Source organism: Paenimyroides viscosum, from assembly GCF_003858535.1.
GTDB classification, from domain to species: Bacteria; Bacteroidota; Bacteroidia; order Flavobacteriales; family Flavobacteriaceae; genus Flavobacterium; species Flavobacterium viscosum.
Genome location: NZ_RQTJ01000008.1, coordinates 43,525 through 69,212 on the forward strand (window position 1 = coordinate 43,525; position 25,688 = coordinate 69,212).

31 protein-coding genes and 1 pseudogene are annotated in these 25,688 nt (G+C 38.1%); 11 read left to right on the forward strand and 21 right to left on the reverse strand.

Annotated features, from left to right (window positions below; genetic code table 11):
* Positions 1-18 precede the first annotated feature (18 nt).
* The gene (locus tag EG242_RS05345) at positions 19-738 is read left to right on the forward strand and encodes a hypothetical protein (protein ID WP_124898871.1); all 720 of its coding nucleotides are present in this window, start codon (positions 19-21) and stop codon (positions 736-738) included.
* 44 nt (positions 739-782) lie between these two features.
* Entirely contained in the window at positions 783-1,529 is a 747-nt protein-coding gene (locus EG242_RS05350) for a hypothetical protein (RefSeq protein ID WP_124898872.1), read from the forward strand.
* Between the two features lie 76 nt (positions 1,530-1,605).
* Here the strand turns inward: EG242_RS05350 and EG242_RS05355 are convergent, their stop codons facing one another.
* Together EG242_RS05355 and EG242_RS05360 are read right to left on the reverse strand one after the other, a co-directional pair.
* On the reverse strand, positions 1,606-1,854 hold the full coding sequence (locus EG242_RS05355) for a helix-turn-helix domain-containing protein (RefSeq protein WP_449578421.1): 249 nt from the start codon (positions 1,852-1,854) through the stop codon (positions 1,606-1,608).
* Between the two features lie 31 nt (positions 1,855-1,885).
* Complete coding sequence (locus tag EG242_RS05360) at positions 1,886-2,194, reverse strand: helix-turn-helix domain-containing protein (RefSeq protein WP_124898874.1); 309 nt, start codon at positions 2,192-2,194, stop codon at positions 1,886-1,888.
* 478 nt (positions 2,195-2,672) lie between these two features.
* Between EG242_RS05360 and EG242_RS05365 the strand changes: the two genes are divergently transcribed.
* Positions 2,673-3,770, forward strand: a complete 1,098-nt coding sequence (locus tag EG242_RS05365; protein ID WP_124898875.1) for a S1 family peptidase — start codon at positions 2,673-2,675, stop codon at positions 3,768-3,770.
* Positions 3,771-3,811: 41 nt separating this feature from the next.
* A complete protein-coding gene (locus tag EG242_RS05370; RefSeq protein WP_124898876.1) occupies positions 3,812-4,306 on the forward strand; it encodes an immunoglobulin-like domain-containing protein in 495 nt (164 codons plus the stop codon).
* A gap of 83 nt (positions 4,307-4,389) precedes the next feature.
* Here EG242_RS05370 and EG242_RS05375 read toward each other — a convergent pair whose 3' ends face one another.
* From EG242_RS05375 to EG242_RS05430, 12 genes are all read right to left on the reverse strand, one after another.
* Positions 4,390-4,839: a DUF3872 domain-containing protein gene (locus EG242_RS05375; protein ID WP_124898877.1), complete on the reverse strand. Its 450-nt coding sequence runs from the start codon at positions 4,837-4,839 to the stop codon at positions 4,390-4,392.
* A gap of 13 nt (positions 4,840-4,852) precedes the next feature.
* Positions 4,853-5,413, reverse strand: a complete 561-nt coding sequence (locus EG242_RS05380; protein ID WP_124898878.1) for a conjugal transfer protein TraO — start codon at positions 5,411-5,413, stop codon at positions 4,853-4,855.
* 26 nt (positions 5,414-5,439) lie between these two features.
* A complete protein-coding gene (gene traN / locus EG242_RS05385) occupies positions 5,440-6,333 on the reverse strand; it encodes a conjugative transposon protein TraN (protein WP_124898879.1) in 894 nt (297 codons plus the stop codon).
* 24 nt (positions 6,334-6,357) lie between these two features.
* The gene (gene traM, locus EG242_RS05390) at positions 6,358-7,701 is read right to left on the reverse strand and encodes a conjugative transposon protein TraM (protein WP_124898880.1); all 1,344 of its coding nucleotides are present in this window, start codon (positions 7,699-7,701) and stop codon (positions 6,358-6,360) included.
* Positions 7,688-7,975 carry a nitrogen regulatory IIA protein gene (locus EG242_RS05395; protein ID WP_124898881.1) on the reverse strand — a complete coding sequence of 96 codons (288 nt, stop codon included), beginning with the start codon at positions 7,973-7,975 and terminating at the stop codon, positions 7,688-7,690. The genes traM and EG242_RS05395 overlap by 14 nt, the downstream gene beginning before the upstream one ends.
* Before the next feature lie 206 nt (positions 7,976-8,181).
* Positions 8,182-8,427, reverse strand: a complete 246-nt coding sequence (locus EG242_RS15190; protein WP_317124937.1) for a hypothetical protein — start codon at positions 8,425-8,427, stop codon at positions 8,182-8,184.
* Positions 8,428-8,438: 11 nt separating this feature from the next.
* Positions 8,439-9,062, reverse strand: a complete 624-nt coding sequence (gene traK, locus EG242_RS05405; RefSeq protein WP_124898882.1) for a conjugative transposon protein TraK — start codon at positions 9,060-9,062, stop codon at positions 8,439-8,441.
* Between the two features lie 25 nt (positions 9,063-9,087).
* On the reverse strand, positions 9,088-10,080 hold the full coding sequence (traJ, locus tag EG242_RS05410; RefSeq protein ID WP_124898883.1) for a conjugative transposon protein TraJ: 993 nt from the start codon (positions 10,078-10,080) through the stop codon (positions 9,088-9,090).
* A 3-nt stretch (positions 10,081-10,083) separates the two neighbouring features.
* A complete protein-coding gene (locus EG242_RS05415; protein ID WP_124898884.1) occupies positions 10,084-10,716 on the reverse strand; it encodes a DUF4141 domain-containing protein in 633 nt (210 codons plus the stop codon).
* A 27-nt stretch (positions 10,717-10,743) separates the two neighbouring features.
* A complete protein-coding gene (locus EG242_RS05420; RefSeq protein WP_124898885.1) occupies positions 10,744-13,248 on the reverse strand; it encodes a TraG family conjugative transposon ATPase in 2,505 nt (834 codons plus the stop codon).
* Complete coding sequence (locus EG242_RS05425; protein WP_124898886.1) at positions 13,245-13,574, reverse strand: DUF4133 domain-containing protein; 330 nt, start codon at positions 13,572-13,574, stop codon at positions 13,245-13,247. Before EG242_RS05425 ends, EG242_RS05420 begins: the two co-directional genes overlap by 4 nt.
* A gap of 11 nt (positions 13,575-13,585) precedes the next feature.
* Positions 13,586-13,891 (reverse strand): DUF4134 domain-containing protein, encoded by a 306-nt coding sequence (locus tag EG242_RS05430; RefSeq protein ID WP_124898887.1) that lies wholly within the window; start codon positions 13,889-13,891, stop codon positions 13,586-13,588.
* A gap of 229 nt (positions 13,892-14,120) precedes the next feature.
* Between EG242_RS05430 and EG242_RS05435 the strand changes: the two genes are divergently transcribed.
* The 4 genes from EG242_RS05435 (at position 14,121) to EG242_RS05450 (ending at position 18,056) form a co-directional block, all read left to right on the forward strand.
* Complete coding sequence (locus tag EG242_RS05435) at positions 14,121-14,465, forward strand: YciI family protein (protein WP_124898888.1); 345 nt, start codon at positions 14,121-14,123, stop codon at positions 14,463-14,465.
* A gap of 55 nt (positions 14,466-14,520) precedes the next feature.
* The gene (locus EG242_RS05440; RefSeq protein WP_124898937.1) at positions 14,521-15,699 is read left to right on the forward strand and encodes an RNA polymerase sigma factor; all 1,179 of its coding nucleotides are present in this window, start codon (positions 14,521-14,523) and stop codon (positions 15,697-15,699) included.
* A gap of 123 nt (positions 15,700-15,822) precedes the next feature.
* Entirely contained in the window at positions 15,823-17,646 is a 1,824-nt protein-coding gene (locus tag EG242_RS05445) for a hypothetical protein (protein WP_124898889.1), read from the forward strand.
* A 14-nt stretch (positions 17,647-17,660) separates the two neighbouring features.
* Positions 17,661-18,056 (forward strand): hypothetical protein, encoded by a 396-nt coding sequence (locus EG242_RS05450; RefSeq protein ID WP_124898890.1) that lies wholly within the window; start codon positions 17,661-17,663, stop codon positions 18,054-18,056.
* A gap of 69 nt (positions 18,057-18,125) precedes the next feature.
* Here the strand turns inward: EG242_RS05450 and EG242_RS05455 are convergent, their stop codons facing one another.
* The 5 genes and pseudogenes from EG242_RS05455 to EG242_RS05475 all read right to left on the reverse strand — a co-directional run bounded on the left by EG242_RS05455 (position 18,126) and on the right by EG242_RS05475 (position 20,541).
* Positions 18,126-18,761, reverse strand: a complete 636-nt coding sequence (locus EG242_RS05455; RefSeq protein ID WP_124898891.1) for a conjugal transfer protein TraD — start codon at positions 18,759-18,761, stop codon at positions 18,126-18,128.
* Positions 18,762-18,763: 2 nt separating this feature from the next.
* A pseudogene (locus EG242_RS05460) lies at positions 18,764-19,018 on the reverse strand (DUF3408 domain-containing protein); the annotation flags it as partial.
* Positions 19,019-19,038: 20 nt separating this feature from the next.
* Positions 19,039-19,320 (reverse strand): DUF3408 domain-containing protein, encoded by a 282-nt coding sequence (locus EG242_RS05465; protein WP_124898893.1) that lies wholly within the window; start codon positions 19,318-19,320, stop codon positions 19,039-19,041.
* An 11-nt stretch (positions 19,321-19,331) separates the two neighbouring features.
* Complete coding sequence (locus EG242_RS05470) at positions 19,332-19,769, reverse strand: DUF3408 domain-containing protein (RefSeq protein ID WP_124898894.1); 438 nt, start codon at positions 19,767-19,769, stop codon at positions 19,332-19,334.
* Between the two features lie 4 nt (positions 19,770-19,773).
* Complete coding sequence (locus tag EG242_RS05475; RefSeq protein ID WP_124898895.1) at positions 19,774-20,541, reverse strand: ParA family protein; 768 nt, start codon at positions 20,539-20,541, stop codon at positions 19,774-19,776.
* 751 nt (positions 20,542-21,292) lie between these two features.
* On the opposite strand from EG242_RS05475, the gene mobA reads away from it, so the two are divergent.
* The 3 genes from mobA (at position 21,293) to EG242_RS05490 (ending at position 23,820) form a co-directional block, all read left to right on the forward strand.
* Entirely contained in the window at positions 21,293-21,727 is a 435-nt protein-coding gene (gene mobA / locus EG242_RS05480) for a conjugal transfer protein MobA (RefSeq protein WP_124898896.1), read from the forward strand.
* A gap of 8 nt (positions 21,728-21,735) precedes the next feature.
* On the forward strand, positions 21,736-23,028 hold the full coding sequence (gene mobB, locus EG242_RS05485; protein WP_124898897.1) for a conjugal transfer protein MobB: 1,293 nt from the start codon (positions 21,736-21,738) through the stop codon (positions 23,026-23,028).
* A gap of 612 nt (positions 23,029-23,640) precedes the next feature.
* Positions 23,641-23,820 (forward strand): hypothetical protein, encoded by a 180-nt coding sequence (locus tag EG242_RS05490; RefSeq protein WP_124898898.1) that lies wholly within the window; start codon positions 23,641-23,643, stop codon positions 23,818-23,820.
* A gap of 457 nt (positions 23,821-24,277) precedes the next feature.
* Here the strand turns inward: EG242_RS05490 and EG242_RS05495 are convergent, their stop codons facing one another.
* Positions 24,278-25,279, reverse strand: coding sequence for a hypothetical protein (locus tag EG242_RS05495; RefSeq protein ID WP_124898899.1), 1,002 nt, complete (start codon positions 25,277-25,279; stop codon positions 24,278-24,280).
* Complete coding sequence (locus tag EG242_RS05500; RefSeq protein WP_148090572.1) at positions 25,276-25,662, reverse strand: hypothetical protein; 387 nt, start codon at positions 25,660-25,662, stop codon at positions 25,276-25,278. The genes EG242_RS05495 and EG242_RS05500 overlap by 4 nt, the downstream gene beginning before the upstream one ends.
* Positions 25,663-25,688: the final 26 nt, after the last annotated feature.

The window sequence follows — 25,688 nt, forward strand, 5'->3', positions numbered from 1 at the left end:
TAATATTATTCTGCTGTAATGAAACACAAACTATACATACTAATTTCTTTTATCCTCTTATCGGGAATGGCTTTCGGGCAGGATACACTGAAAGTCAAAAATCACATTGAGGGTGTTGTACTTCCCCCAATGACAGGAGAGCCAGGCAAAGTGAACAAAGACCTTGTTTTAGTCAGAAAGCATAACACGTATGTTCTGTCACAACAGGAAAAAGATTCGGTCTGGAACTCAATATACAATAATGCCGTTACTCAAAATCTGCTGAAGGATGACCCTGCAATAGTTAAAGATAATTGGTATCTGCCGGAACATACGCAAAACCTATTAGCAGTACTTAATTTGGGAACACTCAGCTATAAGGAGAAAAGCGAAGTTTTTATCAAGAGGATATATGCGGATAAAGAAAGGGAGTTAGTGATGGTGTATGGAGGAGGAAGATCGTCATACAATGTAAAAACAGACACTATACATTCCAAAGAACTTGCTTTGCAAAGCTTTTTGAATAGGCAACTGAACCCAGACGTTAATTTTAGTAAATATGTAAACGGCATTATTTGCTATGAAGTTGATTTTGCCAAGAATCAACCAATAAGGGCAAATGTCTATAAATACAATTCGTCATCACTAAAAAAAATCGTTAGAATAATCAAAAGAACCAAGATAGAAAGAATTGATTTAAGCGGTGGATCTGAGAACCAGCCACCTAATACACTGATAATTTATTACAATAAGAAATAACCCCAATATATTTACAAATGAAACAAATTTTTACATTGATGGCTATGTTTTGCATCACCATTTCTATGTCGGCTCAGAAAGTCGAATACAAAAAGAACATGATAAGTGTGGACGGTAAAACCGTCGCAAAGGTTGAGGTGCAAAAAGAAAAACTCGGACTTACCAAAAATTTCAACCTGTATTCTATGAATGGTGAGAAGTTGGTAATTGCCGTATTAAGTACCGAATATCAAAGCGATCCCAATGACAATATGGGTATGTATTACCGTTTTACTTTTGTACCAACCAATCAGGTAGGAATATTCCGCATTCCTACTTTGGGAATGGAGAAAGGATTTGCAAACCTGATCGGAAAAGGACAGGTTGTGGAGGGAAACAGCCTGAACGCTGATAAGGTAGCTGACCTCATCGCATCCAAAGGTGTAACACCGAGAACGGTAGTTAATTACATGCTTGTTTCAAGGAATAAAAGAGGACCGATTGAGCTAAGAGAGGGTAAGACGATTGAGCAAGGTGGTGAGCAAATCGGATTCTTTAACCATACGGGACAGGTAAACGGCGTGGATATGTACGAATTTTTTGTACCCGATGGCGTTATGATTGCCAGAGTGAGCTTTGCAGGTGGTAATAATGCACAGAATTTTGAACTTTTTACAGCTCGTGATAATGTAAGGAAAGTTGTATCAATTCCACAAAAAGAGAAAGTTGATTTCCACACATCAGCTATAGATCCTAATGCACTTACACTAAAACGTATTACGGCTTGGCTGGTAGAGAATAATTATTTGTAAAGTGGTGCAGAAACTAGTTAGGCAATTCATAAAAAGGTAATCAATTTAATTTGATTACCTTTCTTTCTCTTATCCTTCAAATTAAACTACCTTTTGCTATATAATTTTCTTCCAAAACATTTATTATATCGCTTTCCTTATAAATTATCTTTCCCCCTATCTGAATGTAAGGTAATATCTTGTCATCACGATATTGCTGCAAAGTACGTTTACTAATATGGAGCAATCCGCACACATCCTCGCCCGACAGGTAAATCTCCCCGTTCATTACAGGACGGTAGTTCTTCAGTATTTCTTCAATTCTGTTTCTCAACTGTATTATCATACTCTGATAAACAATGATTTCTTCAGCTTCATTAGTCAATAAATCCATTGTCGTTGGTATTATACGGCTGTCCGGCTCTAAGCAAAGCCTGTACATCCGAAAGTTTAAAATAATTCTTGCGGTTCAGTTTGGAATATGGCAGTAAGCCCTTGTCTTTATAGGTCTGTAGGCTTCTTTTGGTAATACCCAGCATCAGGCACACTTCCTGGTTATCGAGCCATTTCTCCTCCTTGAAAATTGGTGTGTATTTCTTCGTTGTATTTTCGGTCAGTTCCAAAAGTGTTTTTAACTCGTTTGTCAGTCCTTCAAGTACGGATTTTTGTATTGCAATAACTTCCATTTTTGTTTAATTTTTCGATGAAAGTTCAATTTAGAAAGGCTTTCTAAGAGAATGCACAATGTTGTAGTCATTGGCTTTGAAAGGCAGTGTTTGGCATAATAGTTTCACAAAAGTGATTATGAATCTCTTTGAATTTAATTCTCCAAAGCCCTAATTTGACAATATAAGGAGTTGTAAAAAAAACTTAATTATTTCATTTGCAAATGAAATAAAATGGAGTAAAATTATTATGAAATTCATTTATTTAAAATATTTTAAGGTTTGTTTTGTTTAAAATATTATTCTCTATTCAAAGAAATATATATTGTTTTTTGATTATTATTTCACTACATTTAACGAAGTGAAATTTTGTTTAATAAAAACTTTCAAGATCATGAGAAAAATTTTAGCAACAATGTTTGCATTAGTGACTATGCTGTCATTCAATGCATGTTCTGATACCGAGATGGATCAAGAGCTAAACTAAAACGAAAAATTGATGGCAAAATCACAAATTGGTGAGCCAGGAATTGAAGCGGACGCCTCGCACCAATGGGAAGCGAATGAGAACCTCACTAAACTTATTGAATCTTTCGGTACAACAACGAATCGATTTCAAGAAGAAGTGCCAAAGTATCCTGAGTATTATGGGGGAGCTTTTATTACTGATAAGGGAAACTTAACAATACTTCTGCACGGTAATCAGGAGAAGGGGAAGCAAAATGTTACGTCGGTAATAGGAAACGGAAATATTGAATTTAAGGAGGCAAAATATTCTTATGGATACCTAACCTCCCTAATGGATGAATTCAATGAATTTGCATTGGATAAAAAAGATCCTCATCTTTTGGAAATTCTATCCAGTTTTTCTTTGATGGACGAAACCAATGAGATTGAAGTACAAGTAGTGGGATTAAACGATCAGAAAATCACAACTTTAAAGAAGTCAATTTTCAATAAGTCTGCTGTAAGATTCACTGAATCTTCTGGAAAAGTAAAAGCAGAAGTCACTATTAATCCTGGATGTGAGGTTTCCCGTAATTCATCAATGGCTGGATCAGGTTCGGTTGGGTTCAAAGCAAAACGGAATTCTGACGGGAAAATAGGATTTGTAACTGCGGGGCATGCTATTCTTGTAGGAGAAACAGCTTATTATGGCAGTGGAACTGCTGTAGGCACTTGTGTAAACTCTCAACAATCAGGTACAGTTGATGCTGCGTTTGTAATACTAAGTAATCCAACGTCCGATAATGTTAGTAATACATTATGTGGAACTTCAAACCTGCTTTCAGTTAGCACTACTTTACCTGGTGTTGGTACAACTGTAAATAAAATTGGACAATCCACAGGTGCAACTTCAGGTAAAATAATTAGCACAAATGTTTCAGTTATTGGTGGTACTGGTAGCACAATTACTAATATGACCTCCGCTGGCTATACAAGTGCTGGTGGTGATAGTGGTGGTCCGGTATATACTTATATTAGTAGCACGGGAACAAGACCTACAGCAGGTATTCACATGGGAGCAAGTGGTTCTACACGATACTATACCAAGGCAACTAATATTTTGAGTACTTTTGCTATATCAAGAAATTGATTTTTTCAATCATTATGAATGCTAATATAAAGATAGTAGCTATGTTTAAAGTGAATTGTTTGATATTAATGTCCGCTATAGGTTTTGGTGCGTGCCAAGATTCTCGAGGAACAAAAAACTCGGAATTGCCTGCCCAAGAAGTTTTAATGAATGATACCATGAAATCAAAAAATAAATCAGAAGCAATCGAATTATTAGTATCTCCCTCTACATTTGATATAAACAACAAAAATAAAACGGGGAAATATACGCTTTATAATAACTCGGATAATGAAGTAATTGTTTCCAGTTCTATTGTAATTGAAATTTGGAGTGGAAACGATTGGCAAATAGTGCCACTTGTCAAAAACTTTGTTTTTGAAGACATTACCTATGCCACTCGTCAAAAAGAATCACAAGACTTTACTTTAGCTTTATCAAACATTCTAGAGGACGGGGGAACTGTAAAAGGCAAATACAAAATTACCAAAGAGGTTTGGACACTAGGAAAAGAAAGTCAAAAATCTTTGCTAAGTGCAGAGTTTGAGATCAAGTAATTCTTTATTTGAGACAAATCTATTTATGAAAAAGGGTGTCATTTTATGAACACCCTTTTTTAATTATTGTTTTGTAATAAATTTTAATCACCACTGTTAAACTGAAAGCTTAATTGCTTTTCGTTCCCGAAGCTGTCTGAAATCCAAACCTCAAAGGATTGTGATACCGTTGATGCCGAAGTATAATACAGCCAAAACTGTTCCGTTGGCAACGGATATAGGTCATTAGGCAAATACGGTGGTTCATTGTAATACTGCAATGTTCCAGTACCGTCAAACTGAAAATAGCGAAGAAAATACTGTGTGTTCGTGTAGTTCCCTGTTCGTTGTATGGTAATGCGTATTTCTACCGTCTGCCCATCGGCAACATCTTTGGGTACGGGCATTACGTTTACCTCAAAAGGAAAATCGTTCTGTATTTCGAGGTCATCATCTTTGCTACAAGATACCAAAGAAACCGAAGCTGTGAGGATTGCCAATATAAAGTATATCGGCAGTAATCCTATTCTGAAAATATTAATAAATGAAGTCATTATTTTTATGTTTTTAAAAGTTAAACCTTAATCCTACACCTGCTGATGGTCGGAACTGTTTCATATCCGTACCCCATACTACCTTTGTACGTCCTTGCAGGACTAATACAAAACGGTCGGACAGGTAGGTTTCAAAAGCGAGCCTTCCACCAGCTCCGTAAATGAAGTTGTCTTCATTCAAAATCTTGGCTCCGTCATACAACATTGCTTCACCACTGTTAATGGTTTCATAACCCACTACGCCTGTTATAGCTGCATTCAGTGCAATGTTTTTACGGGCATCGCCTAACAGGAATAAACTGTAACCACCTTCGGCAGTATAAGTTTCCTGTGGTATGCGGAGATTTTTGTAGTCGTGGTACTGATGCGTGTATTCCAACGCCCAAAGTTGGTAGTTACCATTTTTACCGTTCACGGTCATACCGATATTGACGTAATAATCATTCCCGATCTTATCATCGGACAATACACCAACATTTACTTCCAATCCTTTCTGTTTAGGCAGCATCCGTTGTGCCTGGCTGGTTGTGATGCCTAAAAGTACAAGCATCACGGTATAAATATGCTTTTTCATTTTATTGCTATTGTTTTAAAAGGTTATTAAAATTTAAGGTGCATATCGTTAATCAAACGAGCTTTGATTAAATCCGAATTTTCCACCTGAAGCGTTTGATGTCTGCCACCGTTTTTCTCAAAAATTTCAATCAGGAGCACTTTGTCATCGCTAATTGTAAACTGGTCTAACAGGAACACATTTTGCTCGGTTAATTTTCCACCAATTTCATCCAATGGCTTGTAAGTCCGAAGCGGTATCATTGGACGCTCCTGCACTACGGTACGTTTAGCTACCTTTTTATCTACTACCTTGAAATTGATAAAATCAATCTGAAAAGGCACATTGGTACGGTTTCTTAATTCTGTGTGGAAATAGTATTTACCATTATGGATATAAATTCCTTTCAGGATAAACTGGATACCGAAACTTTTAGCCCCGACATGCTTTACAATACGTTTGTCTTTCTTGTAAATGGTTTCCAACAGCAGACCCGCCAATGACGGAGAATTGTTACCCAATTCTTCAAAAAGCACATCGTTACCGTTGGCTTTATCAACCGCCTTTTGCATTGTCAGCAGGTTATAACTCATCACTTCGGGATACCCGCTGTAATACACATTAAAGCTGTAAAAACGTCCGTCATTGGTAATGACGGAAAAATTGGTTTCTGCTTCAAAATCCCTTACCGTTGCTTTTACACGTAACACATTTTCTGCATCTTCCGCTTTACCTGCTATCAGGTATTCGCTTCCTAAATCCACGTAACGAATGGCAGTTGGGAAAATCAGATGCGAAGTTTTATCGTAGGTAACTTCCATATGGTACGGTTCTATTTGACCCAATTCAAGTTTGGTTCTTATACTGTCCTGAGCATAAGATTGTACGGTGAAGCCGAGTATCAGGGCAAATGCCCAAAAGGTTTTTAAATGATTTTTCATTGTTTTATTTATTTGAGTTCAACATTATTTTTTTGACAGAAGAAAGACCTGATGTCCTGCTTTCAGTGTAACTTTTGGTGTTCTTACTTTTTTGGCGAAATAGCCTGAAATTCCCTGCACCACACCACGGCTTAAATCCGCCGCAACCTGTTGTCCGGCATTTTGCGTGAGCATTACACTCGTTCCACCCGTCTGGCTCATATTACCCGCCATTTCGGTAAGGGCATTCATTTCCGGTGAGTATGGAACGTATAAACCTTGCTGTCCATCTAAATCGTAAATAGTAATATCTACGGGAATAATATTACCTTCTAATTCTATAGATGTAATTTTCAACTGCAAACGTCCGCCCTGAAATTTGCCGTTAGCAGTTACGATCGTTCCTTTGGGAATGGTACACTGAGGCGTTTGGGCTGTTTCCAACAAACGCAGTCTTACACCTGTTTCACCAACAACCGTTTGTTCATCGTGTACGCAGGCTTTGATACTGTTTTTCGGTTGTACCACCTGCTCTGTGGAACCTGCTGTATAAAAACCCCGGTTACGGGTTTCGCTCCAATTGTCTAAAAACTCTGCATAAGAAGGCTCACGGTACAAGGTGGATACGGTGTTTTTTCTCGCAGCTGTAAACGCTACAAAATGTTCCTTTTGAGTGGAAACATTTGAAGTTGTTGCGGCATTAGCGTCCCCCTTAACAGCCGGGGCTTCGGGTGTACTTGTACCCGTGGGAAGATATTTTGCCGCCATTTCGTAAGACTTTTCCATTAGGGTAAGTTGGTCATCGATGGTTGCAGCTTTTGGTACATCTTTTTCTGCTAATTGCTCTTTCAATTCATCCAATTGCCTGCGGAGTTCCACTGTTTCCGAATTATCGTCCTGATAAAAAGAACCCAATGTACTTTGTGCATTGCGGTAACTGTTCAATGCAGGATTGCCGGATCTTCGTCTATTGTTACCACCACTAAAATCATAGCCTTCCTCTTCTTGGGGTAGATCTTCTTCCGTATTCAGTGAGCTGTCCGTATTCCAGTAATCGGAAAGTGTTGTCAGGGCGTTTCGTTTTTCCTGATTTTTCTGCTCCAGCATTTCCAGCTCATACGCCTTTTGCTTGTCCGACTGTAACCCTGCTTCCGTAGCCTGTGGAACGACATCGTTTAGTCGAAGGTTTTCGATTTCGTTCTTATCTTCCGATGGTTTAAATATGAGGTACATACAACCTACGAATACAATGCCCATCAAACCGAATATGAGTGGCTTTTTAAGCTTTTCGGCTTTATTCTGTGTACTGTCTTGCAGCACATCAGCGGTTTCTTTCGGATTACCCTCGGTTACCCGAACAACCGTTTTTTTGTTCTCATTTTCTTTCATAAATCTTATTTTTTAAAATGGTTGATATACTGTCCTGCAAGCTTACAGGATTTTCATTCTTTTTGAGGACAGGGTTTTCGATATGTTCGATGTGGAGGTCATTTTTCGAATTTCCTGCATCGTACCATACTTTGGCAATGACCCCTGCGGTAAGCAACAGATACCCCAGGAAAAAGTAAAGGGTATATTGGTGCTGTTTCCGCACAGGCATTTCCCGCCAGCGGTCGTCTAATTGGTCAAAGTACCTGTCCATATTTGCTCTTAATTTTTTCATACTTTAATGATTATCGGTTATCGCATTCTGAACCGTTTGTTTTGGTTAGACAACTGTTCTTTGGGCTTTTCGGACACCTGTGCAATGGCTTCTTTTCTTGTCGGAACCGAATTTGTAGACAGATCTGTTAATTTCGATTGCTTCAATAGTAGCCCGTACTGATCTATTCTTTCAATATTCATTTTCTGCACATCGAAAAGACCGTTTTAATACTTCACCCACATATTGCATTCTACCTTTGGCTTATCATCACCATACCATTCCAGATAGGTTTTCAGCATCATAATGTTAGGTAACATTGGTTTGTCTGCTCCGGCATTACAAGCCTCCAAAAATCGGCTGATGCTATCTTTGATTTTATCGGTATAAGCTGCTTCTGTATGGAAGTAACCGTCATATCCCTTATCTGTCAGGGTTTTGGCGAATGTGTCTAAATCAAGTAACTGTTTCATAACTTCTGGTTTTAGCGTTCAATCACTTCGATGTCCCTGTTTTCCGTTACGGCAAACTTTTCAATATTAAAGCCTTGCGGATTATTGTCCGAACGGACAGAGTTCACGAGATAACAGGAGGTAATCAGGTTACGTCGGGTTACGTTGCTCGAGCGGATAATGAACTGCTTGGCATAAGTTTTTACCGCATACGGATAAGTGTCGAAATTGCAGACCACGCTGTCCACTTCGATACGTTGCTGTACATTACCTGATATGATACGGTTGTAATAGCCTTTTTCTGAAAGGTCTTTGTAATAATCAAAGGCACTTTTGTCTGCAAGGTTAAATGCCCGTTTCATATTGCTTTCGATGGCATTCTTATCGGGAGCAAGCGTAAAGAACAGCTCGTGAAAACGTCTGACGTGTTCCCTTGCTTCCACAGGGCGGTTGATACTGGCATCCTGCGAGAGTGCCAGCATTAGTGATTTCCCATTGTCCAGCACATACACTTTTTGGCGTTGTTCTTCTGCAAAACGGTAGGACTGCCATACGGCATATCCTACCACACTAATGCAGAGAACGGCAAACACGATGGCATAAAGCCTGATCTGTCTGAAACTGTTTTCTATATTTCTGAGTGTTTTAAATTCCATTTTTTAGATGATTAATTATTTTACATTATTTCATTAGCTGACCACCGATATTACCTGCGGCTGAACCGGCACCGGCACTTGCTACATTTCCGGCTTTCTTTGCATAGCTGTCCACTTGTTTCATATAGTTTCCTGCACCGCCTGCCTCGATAATCCAGCCTGTAACTGTTGGAATGGTAAGGTATCCGATAATTCCAATGATCATAAATATGATGTACACCGTATGGCTTGTGTCAGGGATGTAAGATGGATCTGCGAGCATCTGAATATCACGTTCCAATATGAGCGATTGTATCCTTGCCAGCATCGAGCTGAACAAATCCGAAACAGGTAACCAGAGATAGACACTGATATACCTCGTGATCCATTGGGTGAGCGTGGACTGAAATCCATCCCACACGGAAATGGCAAAGGCTATCGGTCCGAGTATAGAAAGCACAATCAGGAAAAACGTTCGTATGGTATCAATCACCAAAGCGGCTGCCTGAAAGAGTATTTCCAATAAATTTCGAAACCAGTCCTTTATCACTTTTTCCAATTGGTAAGCGGTTCTGTCCATATACATTCCTGCCATTGTTCCAATGTCAGAGGGCGACCATCCCAGCTCTTCAAGCTTCTTATCAAACTCTTCGTCCGATACCATGTAAGCGGTTTCGGGATTTCTGACCATTGCTTCATATTCCAACTGGTCTTTTTGTTGTTGCAACAGGTTCAGGTCAAGTACCTGATTTTCTAATATGGCATGGGTTCCGGTAACCACAGGGCTTAATACTGCATTGATTGTTCCCAATACGATGGTCGGGAAAAACATGATACACAGTCCTAAAGCAAACGGACGTAAAAGCGGAAACACATCAATAGGTTCGGCACGGCTTAAAGCCTGCCAAACCTTTAATGCCACATAGAATAATGCACCCAATCCCGCAAGACCTTTTGCCACTGCTGCCATATCGCCTGCAAGCGGCATCATATCATCGTAGAGCGACCGCAGGACTTCGTGAAGATTATTCCATTCCATGATTTACCAGTATTTTTGGTTAGAAGTTCCGTAGAGATCAAGCACTCTTTTAGCATCGTCTTTCTTTTTCGCTCTTAAATAGCTTACAGAAATATTCTTGTTGGTGTAATAGCGGACAAGGCTGTGGTATTCCTTTACTTCTTTGTACACACGGTCGATGATGTCCATACGTTCTTTGTCATTCAGCGAAAGGCTTGAAGAAGTGATGATCTGCTTTAATTCCTTCAACAGTTCGGTACTTTCATTGAGCAGTGCCGAATAGCCATTGCCGATAGCGACCAGTTCCTGTGGTGTGAAATTGGGATCGTTCATCATCTTGCCGAAATTCTGAACATACATTTCAGATACATCGCCCACCAGCAAAACAGTCTGCTGCACTTTACGGGCATCCTTTACCAGATTGTTGATCGCTTTCAGCTTATCGTAATACTCTTTTCCCTGCTTATAGACTTTTTCAACTTCTTTGAAATTCTTCACCACATTACTTACCGTAGAGGAAGTCTGTATGATTTCATTTGCAGAGTTGAGAATACCTGATGCAAGGTTTGCCGGATCGGCAACTATAAACTGGGCTTTTGCGGAGGGTGCTACGGCAAGCATTAGTGCCGTACACACCAGTAACATTACTTTTTTCATTGTTTTAAAATTTTAAATGATTAATAATTATTGATTTACTTGTTCACGCCTGTGCATAGCGATATGCTTGATGGCGAGTTCGACGTTACCGTCGAGTTCCGATGCGAGCTGCATCACTTCCATTTTTTCGGTTTCTTCCGTGGTGTAGGCAAGGTATTCCTCCAAGCTAACTTCGGTGGCATAGACTGCCGAGTGCGTACCACCTAAGCCAATCCAAACCTCTTTGTACAATCGGCTTGGGTCGTTGTTCATATTGATGGAAAGTACCTGTGCTTTTTCCTTATCTGTTAACCCGAGCATAGCCTGTATATCATCAAACTTGTTCATATACTTTCTCTGGTCTAATAGGATTTTACAGTCGGAATTATTGATGATACTTTCCTTCACTATAGGCGACTGGATGATGTCGTCCACTTCCTGCGTTACCACGATGGCTTCACCAAAGAATTTTCTGACGGTTTTAAACAAATATTTTATGTATTCTGCCATACCTTCCTTCGCAATCGCTTTCCAGGCTTCTTCAATCAGTATCAGCTTTCGGATACCTTTGAGCCTACGCATCTTGTTGATGAAGACCTCCATAATAATGATGGTCACGATGGGAAAAAGAATTTTATGATCCTTGATCGCATCAATTTCAAACACAATGAAGCGTTTGGAAAGCAGGTCTAACTGCTTGTCGGAGTTCAGCAAGTAGTCATATTCTCCACCTTTGTAATAAGGTTCGAGTACGTTAAGAAAATTGGCAATATCAAAGTCTTTTTCCCTTACCTGTTTTTCCTCCAATACCTTGCGGTAATCGCCTTGCACATACTCATAGAAGCCATTGAATGACGGAAAAATCCCCTCGTTTTTAATGCGTTGGATATAACCGGAAACCGCATTGGAAAGTGCAACCTCTTCCGAACGGGTTGGTGGCTCATCGTCTCGTTTCCATAGCGTGAGTATCAAAGTCTTGATACTTTCCCTTTTCTCGATGTCGAATACGCCATCATCGGTATAAAAGGGATTGAACGCAATGGGGTTGTCTTCGGTATAAGTGAAGTAAACCCCGTCTTCGCCTTTGGTCTTTCCTTTGAGGAGTTCACATAATCCCTGATAACTGTTACCCGTATCCACGAGTAGCACGTGAGCACCTTGTTCGTAGTACTGCCTAACCATGTGGTTGGTAAAAAAAGATTTCCCGCTTCCTGACGGACCCAAAATGAATTTGTTGCGGTTCGTGATAATACCACGCTTCATCGGCAAATCGGAAATATCCAAATGGATAGGCTTTCCGGTCAGGCGGTCAGCCATTTTGATACCGAACGGCGAGGGCGAATTGTGGTAATTCGTTTCTTCCGTAAAGAAGCATAAGGCTGGTTCAATGAACGTGTAAAAACTTTCCTCACTCGGAAAATCGCCTGCATTGCCCGGCATTCCTGCCCAGTACAAAGTGGCTACGTCCGTCGTGTTGTGTCGGGGTTTACATTCCATCAGTGCCAAGGCACTACCGCAATCGTTCTTCAACTGCTTCAGTTCCGCGGGATCTTCCGACCAGGCTATGATGTTGAAGTGTGCCCGTATAGATGAAAGACCAAAACTGTGGGCTTCATTCAGATACCTTTCTATCCACTCTTTGTTAATTTGGTTGGCACGGCTATACCGAGCCAGCGAATGCATATTCCTTGCAGACTTCTCAAACTTTTGCAGGTTGGCTTCGCTGTTGTCCAGAAACAAATACTGGTTGTAAATGTGGTTACAGCTTAACAGCAAACCCACAGGTGCAGCAAACGACAAACGACAATCACTACGGTCGGTAGATAGTTTTTCAAAACGGGTATCTGCCGAAACCGTTCCGGGTAAATCATCCGTATCGGATAAGGTGTGCAAGGACAATCTTTTATTGCCGATACGCACTTCTTCTGCACCTAAACCAATATCCTGCATTGGTGTTCCCGCTTCCCTTGATAACGTTAGGTATTGCTCCAACAAACCCTGCTTTTCGTCCGTACCAATGATTTCATCTTCGGTTAAACGTTGCAGAGTAATGAAACCGCTATCATTTACGATACGCTCAAACTGTGCTACTGCTTCCATAAAGCGGTGTATGGCTTCTTTATCCCTTATTTCCTTTGGAATAAGCGAACCTTTGCAAAGCGAACTGAAGTTGCTTTGCATACGCATACGCTCTTTGGTCGTTTTGGTCAGAAACAAATAGCAATAGTGATTAAGGAATGGTCGCTCATTGAAATGGCGTTGATAGGACTTCGCTAAAAAGCTTTGGTTATCCGCTGCCAAATCGGGAGCATAATTTTCCTTGATGTACCAGTCTTGTTTGTGGATGACCGTAAAGTCCGGCAGGGTTTTGATTGCCTTATGCCAGGCGGAATGGATTGCTTCGTATTCCGCAGAAGCTACGGTAAACAGTTCCGGCAAACGCACTTCAAAACAAGCGGTAATATCTGCATCTTTGGAAAGGATGCAGTTGTTTTCTACTGCCAGGAGTGGAAACTTACTTTCCAGTGTGGTGGTCTTTGATACATTTCTCATACGGCTTTCGTTTTAGAAGTGAATTTTAAATAGCGGTATACGGGTTTACGGCAGATGATGTAGCGGGGATGCCTTTTGTTGGTAGCTATTTTCATCAATCCATGCTCACCGTATTTGCTATTCAGTGAAAAGGTCTGCCACACAATCAGCGAAGCACCACCGGCACCGAGGAACAGGCAGACGTAAGAATTTACGCCGGCCATATACAGTATCATCACGAGAATAAGCGTACCGAGAAGACCCCCTGCAAAAATGAACAGGTACTGTGCTTTCAGTCCTTTAAATTCCACCGTTCTTCCGATGCCTTTGTTGATATTGTAATTCATAAGGCAAAGGATTAAAGGAAGAATGAACGCAGGATGGTAGCCGCTACGATTAAGAAAATACAGGCTCCGAACCACGAAGCTGCCGTTTTACTCGTGTCGGGATCACCTGAGCTGAATTTGTTGTACACTTTAACCCCTCCGATCAATCCGACGACGGCACCGATGGCGTAAATAAGCTGGGTTGCGGGATCGAAATAGGAAGTTACCATTTGGGTAGCTTCGTTGATACCTGCCGAACCGTTTCCCTGTGCGAACACGCCAATTGCTGACAGCATAACCACGGCTGTCAGCAAAACTTTTTTTCTTTGTTTTTCCATAATTGAAACACATTAATTTGTTACGTTTATCCCACACCTTGCGGGCTTTCGGAACAAAGGTGTTTCGGAAATCAAAGCACTCTGATAAAGTGGCTGTCAAAGGCATCATTTGGCTGTCATTGGCTTTATAGTGATTGTTTTTTTAACTTAGCATTGAAAAAAACGGGTTGTTTTGTCCCCAATTATAAAAGTCAATCGTCATTAGGTTGAACATTAAAATTTTTAAACAATGAAAGAATTTGCATTAATCTTCAGACTGAAAGACATTGCCGACTTTAAACCATCTCCTGAACAGATGCAGGAACGTATGAACTGGCTGGCTGGCATTGCCGCTCAAAACAAATTGGTGGACAAAGGCAATACGCTTTTGCCTGTTCCCGGAAGTGCTAAAACCATTAAAGCTGATAAAGCAGTTACGGACGGACCTTACACCGAAATCAAAGAATTTATCAGCGGTTATATTGTTGTGAAAGCCGACAGTATTGATGAAGCCGTAGAAATGGCAAAAGCCAATCCGATCTTTGAGCAGGTTGGAGGAAGTATTGAAGTGAGAGAAGTTTTAAAACGTGATTAGTAAAAATTCACATAAAGAACTTTTACCTCACTTATTCCGACAGGAGTATGTGAAAATGACGGCTGTTTTATGCCGTCATTTTGGCTTACGCCATATTGAGATTGCTGAAGATATAGCCAGTGAAACTTTTCTGAAAGCGTCCGAACATTGGGCAATAAACGGCGTTCCCGAAAACCCTACTGCGTGGCTTTACACGGTTGCCAAAAATAAAACCAAAGATTACTTTAGAAATTTATCGGTTTTTGAAACTAAGATCAAAAACGAACCGGTAATCAATATTCAAAACGAACACGATTTTGAATGTAGTCCGGAATTTATTTCCGACAGCCAATTGGCAATGATTTTTGCGGTCTGTAATCCTGTAAATTCAAATGACAGCCAAATTTCATTGGCACTCCAAATTCTTTGTGGGTTCAGTGTAGAAGAGATTGCGAATGCTTTTCTCACGAAAACAGAAACGATTAAAAAACGATTGCAACGGGCAAGAACCAATCTTCGGAATGATAATTTTGAAATCTCGAGATTGAACGTAACTGAAATAAAATCAAGATTAGAAACGGTTTTAAAGACCTTGTATTTATTGTTCAATGAAGGATATTTTTCAAAAACCAATGACAAGCAAATCAGGATTGGGCTTTGTTCCGAAGCTACAAGACTGGCTTTGGTATTAACAGAGAATCCGTTGACCAATACAGTTAAGGTAAACGCTTTGCTGGCTTTAATGTGTTTTCAAAGTTCACGACTGGAAGCGAGAACGAATGATAAAAATGAAGCTGTTTTGTTTGACGAACAAGACAAAAACCTATGGGACAAATCGCTTATCGAAAGAGGAAATTATTATTTGGTAAACGCTACCAACGGAAACGAAATTTCAAAATATCATTTGGAAGCAGGAATTGCTTACTGGCATACAACCCCAACGGACGAGAATAAATGGCAACATATTTTACAGCTTTACAATCAGCTTATTTTAATGGAGTATTCACCAATTACAGCGTTGAACAGAACTTTTGCATTTGCTAAAGTGTACGGAAACCAAACAGCCATTGGTGAAGCGGAAAAAATAAACCTGGTTGATAGTAATTATTATCACGAATTGTTAGGATACCTATATTCAGATACCCATAATGAAAAAGCTATTTTTCACTATGAAACAGCTATCCATTTGACTAAATCTAAAACGGAAAAGCAAACATTGAAAAAGGAAATCCAACGGCTGAAGGGCACTTTTTAATAAAAATCCCTATTCAAAGAAAAAAGAGTAAAATAAATCCGTACAAGATATTGTTTTCATATATTTGCATAATATTTCTTCGATTAAAGAAATAAAAAACAACCTAATTATTATTAATCTTATATGAAAACAAAAGCACATTTTAAGCTGTTTTATCTCGCAATTTTAACTCCAATATTTTTATTGATTGGATGCGAGAAGGAAGATTTTCTAGACGACCTTTCTGAAAAGAACACATCAACAGAACTGAACAGTTTTATTGGAAAAAAACTAGAGAATCCCTATAGTGTTACTAATATGCGTAAGGCATATAATAACCTAATGAATAACAGTAAATCTAAACAAAAAAATGATCAGGCAATTGGTAATGAAAGTGACATCAAAGTAACTGATTTGTATGTGAGATTTTTTATAGAAGATGCAGATCAGTTGGAAAAGCTTGAAGCGGATTCTTTAAATTTTTCAATTCTTCCGCTTGATTATGAAATATTGAAAGAAGGAGATCTTGAGATAGAAGAAAAAGATCTTGAAGGAGAAGGTTACTGGTTATATACATCTGTACCTGTAAGGTATCAATTACCCGGAGAAATAAAACATGAAATTCTTGAAGAATTATTTTTACCGGAACTGGAAGATGATCAGGATGAAGATGAAAATACCAGACAAAGAAGCAATTATTTGAAATCGGCATTTTCTGCTTCATTCTTAGAAGAATTAGAGGATGAGTCTTTAAGGCTAACGGGAAATTTAGAAGAGGCTAATGAGGAATCTGATAACTCAATAAAAGCACGAAAACCCAAAAGACGTCCACAAGGACATATAAGAGTGCAAAATACAACTACAGGAGCAATTGACCCTGTAATTGGTGTAAAGGTAAAAGTTAGAAGATGGTTTAAATGGGGTAAAGGCTACACAGACAATAATGGCTTTTACAGTGTTGATAATACATTCAGAAGAGATGTGAACTATGAGGTTGTATTCAAGAATTCAAGAGGATTTAAAATATGGCCATCTATGATCAGTGTTTCTTCTGGTCGTTATAGCGGCGGTAAGCACGGCAGTGGTGGTCATAGTATTACGTTCTCTACCAATTCTAAAGGATGGCGTTTTTCAACTGTAAATAATGCAACTGTACATTACAATAACTATTGCGACCAGTTCGGTATTGGAAAACCACATAATAATTTAAGAATTGTCGCTCAGGACAAAACAGGTTCCAGCTCTGCACCCATGTTAAGAAGAGTATGGGGCAAGGTTGGGTTTACAACCAATTCGCAATTGGTTACTTTTCTTTCAAAAGCCAATGGTATAACGATTGCCGCTAATAGTTTGTGGATTGTAACAAAACTTATTTTACCAGATGTGATTATCAAAGCGGCTCCTTCACAGGGTACAGCAGGGGTTTTTGAAACAACCTTTCATGAATTGGCTCACGCATCACATTGTAAGCAAGTTGGTAGTGCTTATTGGATTAAGTATATCAACTATATTATTACTTATGGAGCCTATGGCGATGGACACGGTATGAATAATGGCGTAGTAGCTGTTGGTGAAATGTGGGGATACCATATGGGATATTTTTTAACTTTACAGCATTTTGGTAATAATAACCCGATTGTTAGACCAGTAGCAATGGAAAATTTCACGCCTTTTTCTAGACCTGACAACAGAGATATTGTGAGACCAAGAGATGCCACAAATAGAATATTTAGAATGGAAGGTTGGATACCTGTGGGCATTATCCATGACCTGATGGATAATAATGCTGATGTGGTCAGAGCGGGATTTACAGATAATGTGAGTGGATATACTCTTTCACAAATATTCGGAGCTTTACAAGCTAATGTACAGACACCCCAGGCATTCAGAAACCGTCTTTTATCAAACAATGGAAACTGGCAACAAACACAGGTAAACCAATTGTTTGAAGCTTATTTTTATAACTAATTAAATTAAAATCAATGAAAAAATTAAAATTATTGTCAATAATAGCCATTGTTACTTTTATTTTTTCTAGTTGTGATCCCGAGTATTGTTCTGATTATTCTATTTATAATAATACACAGAATGATATTGAGTTATTCTTTTATGGGGAAGAGAATTCAAATAAGTTAATTGAGAAAGGAGAACAATTCATGCAATCATCTTTTTGTGGTATGGGTAAGTCATATTTGGAATATTATCTAGTTGATTCTGTTCAAATAAAAAGAGATGGGGTGCTTAGAAAAACTTACTATCCGTCTGACGAAGGGAAAAGTATATATAAAACACAAGACCGCAATTTTTGGAAACTTGTTCAAGCTAATGGTAACTACAGTAAGTTTGTTTTCGAAATAAACGAAGAAGATTTACAATAAAAATGTAATCATATATATTATTGAAAATCATATAAAATAAGTTGCTAATTTTTAGCAACTTATTTTATTTCATACAAACTCCCCAATATCAAAATCCTCTAAATCATTTTTCCGCAAAGTGGAAGAACCAGTTTCCGTTTCAGATGAAAGGGTACTGTCCAAAAGCTCGGCAATTCTTCTGGAAGCACCCTCCATTGAACTTTCCAACAAGCTGAATAATTCGGTCCCCTGTAATCTTTGAACTATATCTACCGCTGTTTCCTTTTGGGCTGGTTCCAAATTTTCTTTTTGAAGCAACACCCCCACGGAACTTAGTTCTTCAAAGGTAACCCCCTGGGCATAACCGTTATCACTGCCGGATATTCCGTACCTGTTCCATTCTTCTTCCTCTTCCTCCAAATCAGGCATATTACTGAAAACTTCGTCCAGCTCTTCCTGCGGAATTTGAATATTGACTTCTTCGTTCTCATCGTATTCAATGTCTAAATTATCAGGATTTATCTCAGATTCCTGAATTTGGCTTTCATTGGCAGTGTTTGGCTGCGAATGGCTTTTTACGGGCTTTGGTTTACCCATAATTTCGGGCAAATCGGGTGCGGAAGATGTAGTGTCTTCTTTCTTATAGGTTATCTTTTTAATGACGATTTTCTCACTCACTAAAAGAATGATAACCATAAACAGGCATATTACTATTGCAATTTCCATAATCAAAGAATTGGTTTAAAATGTTCATTAAAATAATCGGTAATGTCGTTCCCATACTCCTTGAAATGGTGTTCAAGAATATTATCAATGTAAGCGTAAAGCGTTATTTTTTCTTCCCTTGTTAATTGCACAATGCGAAGCAGTCTTTCGTGATATTCGGGGCGGATATAAACAACTTTACCGTTACGTCCTGATGGAAAGTGATTAACTAAAAATTTACTGCTGTATGGCTCTGTATTCTTAGGTTCCGTATTCTTTTTAAATAGATTTTTCATGTTCAAATGCTTTTAAAAATGGATTTGCTACTCTTGTTATATTCTGCGATAATTTCATCGGAAAACAGCTCAAAGTGATGCTTTAAGATGTTGTCCAGATACGCATACAGCGGGATTTCTCCTTGACCGACAATCTTTGCTATCCGCATAAGTCTTTGATGGTATTCGGGGCATACGTAAATGAACTTATCGCCTCTTTTTTTCATAGCGTTCCTTTTAAGAAATTTAGAAGAATAGGTTTTTCCGCTCTTCTTTGCTGTGGTTGTTTTATTGTTCTTTTCCATAATTGATATGATTAAATGGGTTTATATTTATCGTTATAGCTTTTGGTAATCTGCTCGGCAAATTCCTGAAAATGGTAATCCAGCAGATTGTCTAAATAGGCGTAGATGCTGATTTTGTCTTCGCCGATCACTTGTATAATACGTGTCAGCTTTTCGTGAAACTCCGGTCGGATATAGACCGTTTTTCCGTCACGGGCATTGGTCTCCGACTTTTTGAAAAATGTATTTTCATAATCAGTTTCATTAGTCCGTTTAGTTCTGCTCTTCTCCCTGACTACAGGTTTCTCCTTTGTCGGTTCTTCAACTTTATCCTCTTCCTTTTCAACTGCTTTGGCAGGCGGTTCGGGCGGAAGCTTTAATCCTTCTTTTTTTACGCCATCAACCATCAGGTTCATCATCAATTCCTCATCGATGTCGGGTGTCGCTTTTCTTTTATTATCTTTTTCCATACGTTTATAATTTGATAATTTTTAAAAATTCGTTGATGAATAGATCCAGCTGGCAGGCTTTCATCAGGCGTTCGTCAGGCGGTATTAAAGTCGAGCGAAAAATGGTTTTACTGTTCACTTCACTTTCTTTACGAAAACGGGTGCTGTTCTTAATCCGGCTCCGCATCAGGCTCAATCCCAATTCGTCGATAAGGTTGTCATATACATTGTATAAAGGCGTGCTTTCCCTGCCATCCACCTGGTTCCAGAACAGGTTAATGCTTTCTATGGAAGTTTCTCCTTGTTTCATAATTATATTCTGCAATAGCTGCGAGAAAACAAGTGTACTTTCCATAACAACACGGTCAGCCGTAATGGGTGTAAAAATGTGGTGCATTCCTGCCAGTGCTTTTAGTATGCCGGGTGTGTTGACGGTTCCGGGCAGATCAAAGAATATTACATCCACAGGAACGGAAGAAGCATTTATAAATTCGCGAGCTGCATCCAGTACACTATCTGCCTTGTGCTGCATAATGGAATAGGCTTTCTTGTTGATAGTAGTAAATTGTTTGTAAGCCAGCTTTTTCAAAGCCTCATTATCCATTACCATTTTCAGATCACGGTCTTTCATTTTCATCAGACTGTGTTGCGGGAAATCCGCATCGAATACGGCTACATTATAGCCCAAACGATAATGCATCGTACTGGCAACAAGCGTTGTGAAAGTGCTTTTGCCTACACCGCCTTTTTGGGAAGAAAAGGCGACAAATACTGTTTTGTGTTTTGCGTTCATATTTTAACTGTTTTTAATTATTTATATACTCATCTACTTATTTCTGTGCATCTACAGGTAGTTACGTGTGTATTCTTGCACCTGTGTATGTTTATCTGCAATTAGTTAAGCAGGTACTTGATTACCTCTGTGCCAAACTGTTTATGTACCTGAACACTCATCTATATAGCTATTTAGATAAGTGGGTTTGCACAGGTTCACCTACCGATATATCTACCTGCCTACTTGTATATTTACTTGCCTTTGTCAATACCTCACTACATAATCAGGTATCTGAACAGGTACTTCTTCACGTCTATATACCGATACTTTTCTGCATAGCTGATTGCGTACTTATGTTGTTACCTGCATAGCTAACTATGTCGTTATGCCTGTTTGTAGGTACAAAGAAAAGCAGGTATTTATCTGCTTTTATCAATGTGGCACTGTTTGGCTGTCAAAGGCAGTGTTTGTCCAAATACGGTATAGCAATACTCTGTTAAATAGGCTTTTACTTTGTAAAATGAATTTTACTAACAGATTTATGCAAGCATCTTTTGACAAAATGGAAGAAATCGGGAACGGCACGGGGTCGTTTTTCCCCGCTACTTTTAATCCGTCCCGCAGGGCGGATTATTGTGTTCAACAGAACACGGCAAGTTGTGTTCTCAGCATCTCAAAAGTATTTTTCGATGCAGAACAACTTGCCCTGCCGGGGGCTGAAAAACACTCTCCGAAGTCGAGGTTTTGTGTAGATTAAAATGGATTAATTATGAACGAGAACAACAAAAGAAAAGTGAAGAAGACCATAGGTCGTCCACTTAAAACAGATCCTGCAATATTCCGGTATTCCCTTTCCTTAAACGAGGAAGAAAACGCCCGTTTCCTTGCCCTTTTTGATAAATCAGATATGCAGGTTAAGGCACATTTTATCAAGTCCTGCCTCTTTGACAAGACGGTAAAGACCATTCAGATTGACAAAGGAACGGTTGATTTTTATATGCGGTTGACATCGTTTCACACCCAGTTCCGAAATGTTGGGGTTAACTACAACCAGATTGTAAAGCTATTGTACAAGAATTTTTCGGAGAAAAAGGCATCTGCTTACCTCTTTAAACTTGAAAAACAGACGACTGAAATGGCGATGTTATGCCGACAGATCATTGAACTGATTGATGAATTTGAAGTAAAAAACCTGAAAAAATAGAGGTAATAATGATAGCAAAGATTGGAAGAAGTGCAAATTTATACGGTGCATTGGCATACAATAATCTAAAAGTTGAGCATGAAAACGGACAGATTTTGCTTGCCAATAAGATTATTGAAACCGCAAACGGGCAATATTCCGTTGCACAATTAGCCCAATCTTTTGCTACTTACCTCATTGCTAACCGCCAGACTGAAAAGCATACGATACATATTTCCTTAAATCCTGACCCGAAAGATACAGTCAGTGATGATAAATTTCGGCAAATGGCAGAACAATATATGAGGGAAATGGGTTATGGTGAACAGCCTTTTGTCGTATTCAAGCATACGGATATTGACCGTACACATATTCATATCGTATCGGTCTGTGTGGATGAAGAAGGTAAAAAGATTTCGGACAAATTCGAAAAAATGCGGTCAATGAAGATATGCCGGGAACTTGAAAAGCAACACGGATTGATACCCGCAACGGAGAAAGAGCGTAATCTGAATGATAAGATTTTTCGTCCGGTAGATTATAAAGCAGGCGACGTAAAAAGCCAGATCGCTTCAGTAGTACGACACTTACCTAACTACTATAAATTTCAAACTTTGGGAGAGTACAACGCTTTGCTTTCACTATTTAATATCACTACCGAAAAAATAGAAGGGGAATTAAGGGGAAAACCTAAACAGGGTTTGCTATATATTCCATTAAATGAAAAAGGCGACCGAGCCGGACATCCGTTCAAGGCTTCGTTATTTGGTAAAGATGCAGGACTTCCTGCGTTAGAATTGCATTTTGCGAAATGCAAAACAGATTTGAAAGACCATCCAACCCAAAAGACTTTACAATCTGCCGTTACTATTGCTCTGCAAACTACAAGTGATGAATTGAGTTTTAAAAAACAGTTAGGGGAACAGGGCATTAATGTAGTAGTACGGAGGAATGATAGAGGTCGTATTTATGGAATGACCTTTATTGACCATAATTCCAAAACAGTTTGGAACGGTTCACGTTTAAGCAAGGAACTTTCTGCCAATACATTTAATGATTACTGGAACAATAACATCAAACCGGAAATAAAAGAGGCAGTACAACCTCAGCCTAAAGTATCGCAATCTAACAATACGGAAGATTTGCCTGATGAAAAACCTCATCAATTATTTGACTTCGTAAACACGACCAAACACGAAGACGGTTTAATAGAAGGGTTAGGCGGTTTGCTTATGCCTGAAACACTAAGCGAAGATTATGAAGCACAGGCTTTTGCCAATAAGATGAGAAAGAAGAGAAAACGAAAAAGAGGTCAGAAGTAAAATAAATGTATTGATATTTTACATTCAGAACTTTATATACAGCAATAAAACAGAATGGTTCTTTTTAACAAATAATGACAATAAACAATTTTTCAGTTAAGGGTAATATTGTTTCATATTTTATGTCAAATCATTAGCTGATAGATTAAGTCTTAATTAGACCACAATTCAACAAATTTAAAATATTTTGTTGCATATAATATTAAATAAAATCAAAAATAGTATTTTATTTTTTATAACACTTCCATATTTTCTACCAAATATCAATTGTAATTTTTGAATCAAAAATCTTTATAATCAATCAATTACTCATAAAGAGAAGTCTAATTAAGACTACATTTTATACAGATTGATTTCATGGAACATTTAAAGACAATACACATCGGTAACTATATATCTACCCGATGGAAAGAAAAGGCTCTTTCGATGGAGCGTACCTGTAAATCAGGGAAAATAGTAACATTTGAAACTGTTTTAAAATAGAATTTAAAGGATGTAAAACTTTAAAATCCAATATTTTTAACTCCAAACAATTACCTTTTTATTATTTATATTTCCTCGAAAAGAGAAAAATAAATTCAGTATATTTATCAAATAGAAAAGTAATAAAGCATGAATTGGAGTGACCCTAATGAAACCGAAGAAGAATACTTAGCTAGAAAGGATGAAGAAGTAAGAGCTTCCACGGGGGTAATGCTTATGCTTATAGGCTTTTTGGTGCTGTTTTTAAAGATTGCAGCTGTCTTTGGTATATTTTTTATGCCGGATATTTACTATCTCAAAAATTGCTGAAAGGAGAAACTAACCAATTCAAAATATGGGGCTTGTCTTTGATCTTTGCCTATCTTATACTTTGTATAGTTTATTTCCTGAAGGGTATTATCATTGGATTGCGGGCAAAGAAAAATACTTTATGGATATTGCCCTGGATTATCTGTATAATCTTATGTTGCATCTTTCCGGCATTTGTTATCAAATCGATAGTTGCCGGTATGTTTCACATTACAAAACGTCAGGATGTATGGTGTCTTGCACTTAGCTGGGGAGCATTTCTATTTTCTTCATTCTACATTTATGGTATTTATCAATTTAAAACGCCTTCGGCTCCAAAATTTTTGTATTGGAGCTATGCTTTAGGATTGAAGCTTTCGGTATGATGGTACAGAATACATTTCTAAATATCGATTAATGATGTAAATTTATGAATATGAAAAACGGACTACAAAAGAGTCCGTTTTTTATTGTTAATTTAAGGTAACTCACGATTCCAATGAGATATATCCATTAAAGAGTCATCATCACCATCTACCACTAAAAAAGAATTTTCAAGCGGAAATACGGCTTGTTTTAGTGAAGAAACTTTATCTACGGTTTCATCAAATATCCATATTTGATCAGGTCTTGTGTAGGCTTGAAAAAAGTGATAATATATATAACGTAAATTGGTTTCAGAAGGATTTATTGATTCTAAAGTTTTAGATGTTTTTTTTAACCGCTCTATTTCTACTTCCTGTCCGTCATATGTTTCCATCCCAACATGAATAACGCTCTCGGATTCCGTATTAAATTGTTTAATAGCACCCATAATCTGTGTTTTTGTGTCGCGGGCTTTAGCTGTAACTGCTTCTGGTGCCATACTTCTACAATTCACACCAAAAGCATTTGCAATTTCTGCGATATATAAATTATTAGCTTCTCCTTCTCCTACACGAAAAAAGTTACCAGAAAATCCTGAAGTAAATCCTGAATAGTCAACAGCTTTTTGAGCAATCAAATCGCATAATTGAGGTGAATTGTTTTTTACAAAGTTCTTTTCAAGATACTTGTTTATTCTATTTATATCTATAAACGAAGCATAAATAGTAACTTCATTATTAGAAACTATTAGTCCAGCTTTCTTTATTTCCTGAATTTTATTAAGAAGTAAATCTTTTAAATATGTATCGGGAAGTGAAATAAGCTCTACATGAAATACTAAATCAAGTAAAATGTTATACTTTAAAAGCTCCTCTCTCAAATACGAGACCATTTTTAGCCTTTTTTCAGTTTCTTTATAGGTGTAATCTGCTGTTTTTCGTTGTCTTTTACATTCTACCTGTAATTCATTATTATTTTTAGATGCCAAAATATCAGGCGATTTACCACCTTTCCCTTCTTCTAAGAATTTTACCTGCCAACCGTTTCTTACCCACAATAAAGCAGTTAATATCTCAAATAAAATAGCATCTGCTTCTGCTCTTCTTTTTTTCAAAAGATCTCTAACCTTTTTTTGGATACCTTCATATTTTTCACTTCATTGAGGTTCATACCTAAGCGTTTGAAAATCGGTATTATCCTAGCTCCCTGAAAATATTCATACTTATGAGGTTCATACAGTAAGGTATGTACAAGATACAGATACCAACCTATCTGATCATTATTATCTAATAATAAAGTTCCTTCTGTTAGTGGTTCAGAGAACGGATTTGATATTCTAAAATCATAACTTAACTTGTTTTCAATCGCTTCTTTTCTTTGGTTCCAATCTTCATCTGATAAAAAACTTCTTAACCAAAGAAATGCATTAATTACATCCTGATCTTCATATTTGAAATTTGGAAATTCTGAAACTGGTATTCTGTCAATCATTTTCATTTTTGTTTTAAATTAAAATCTTCATA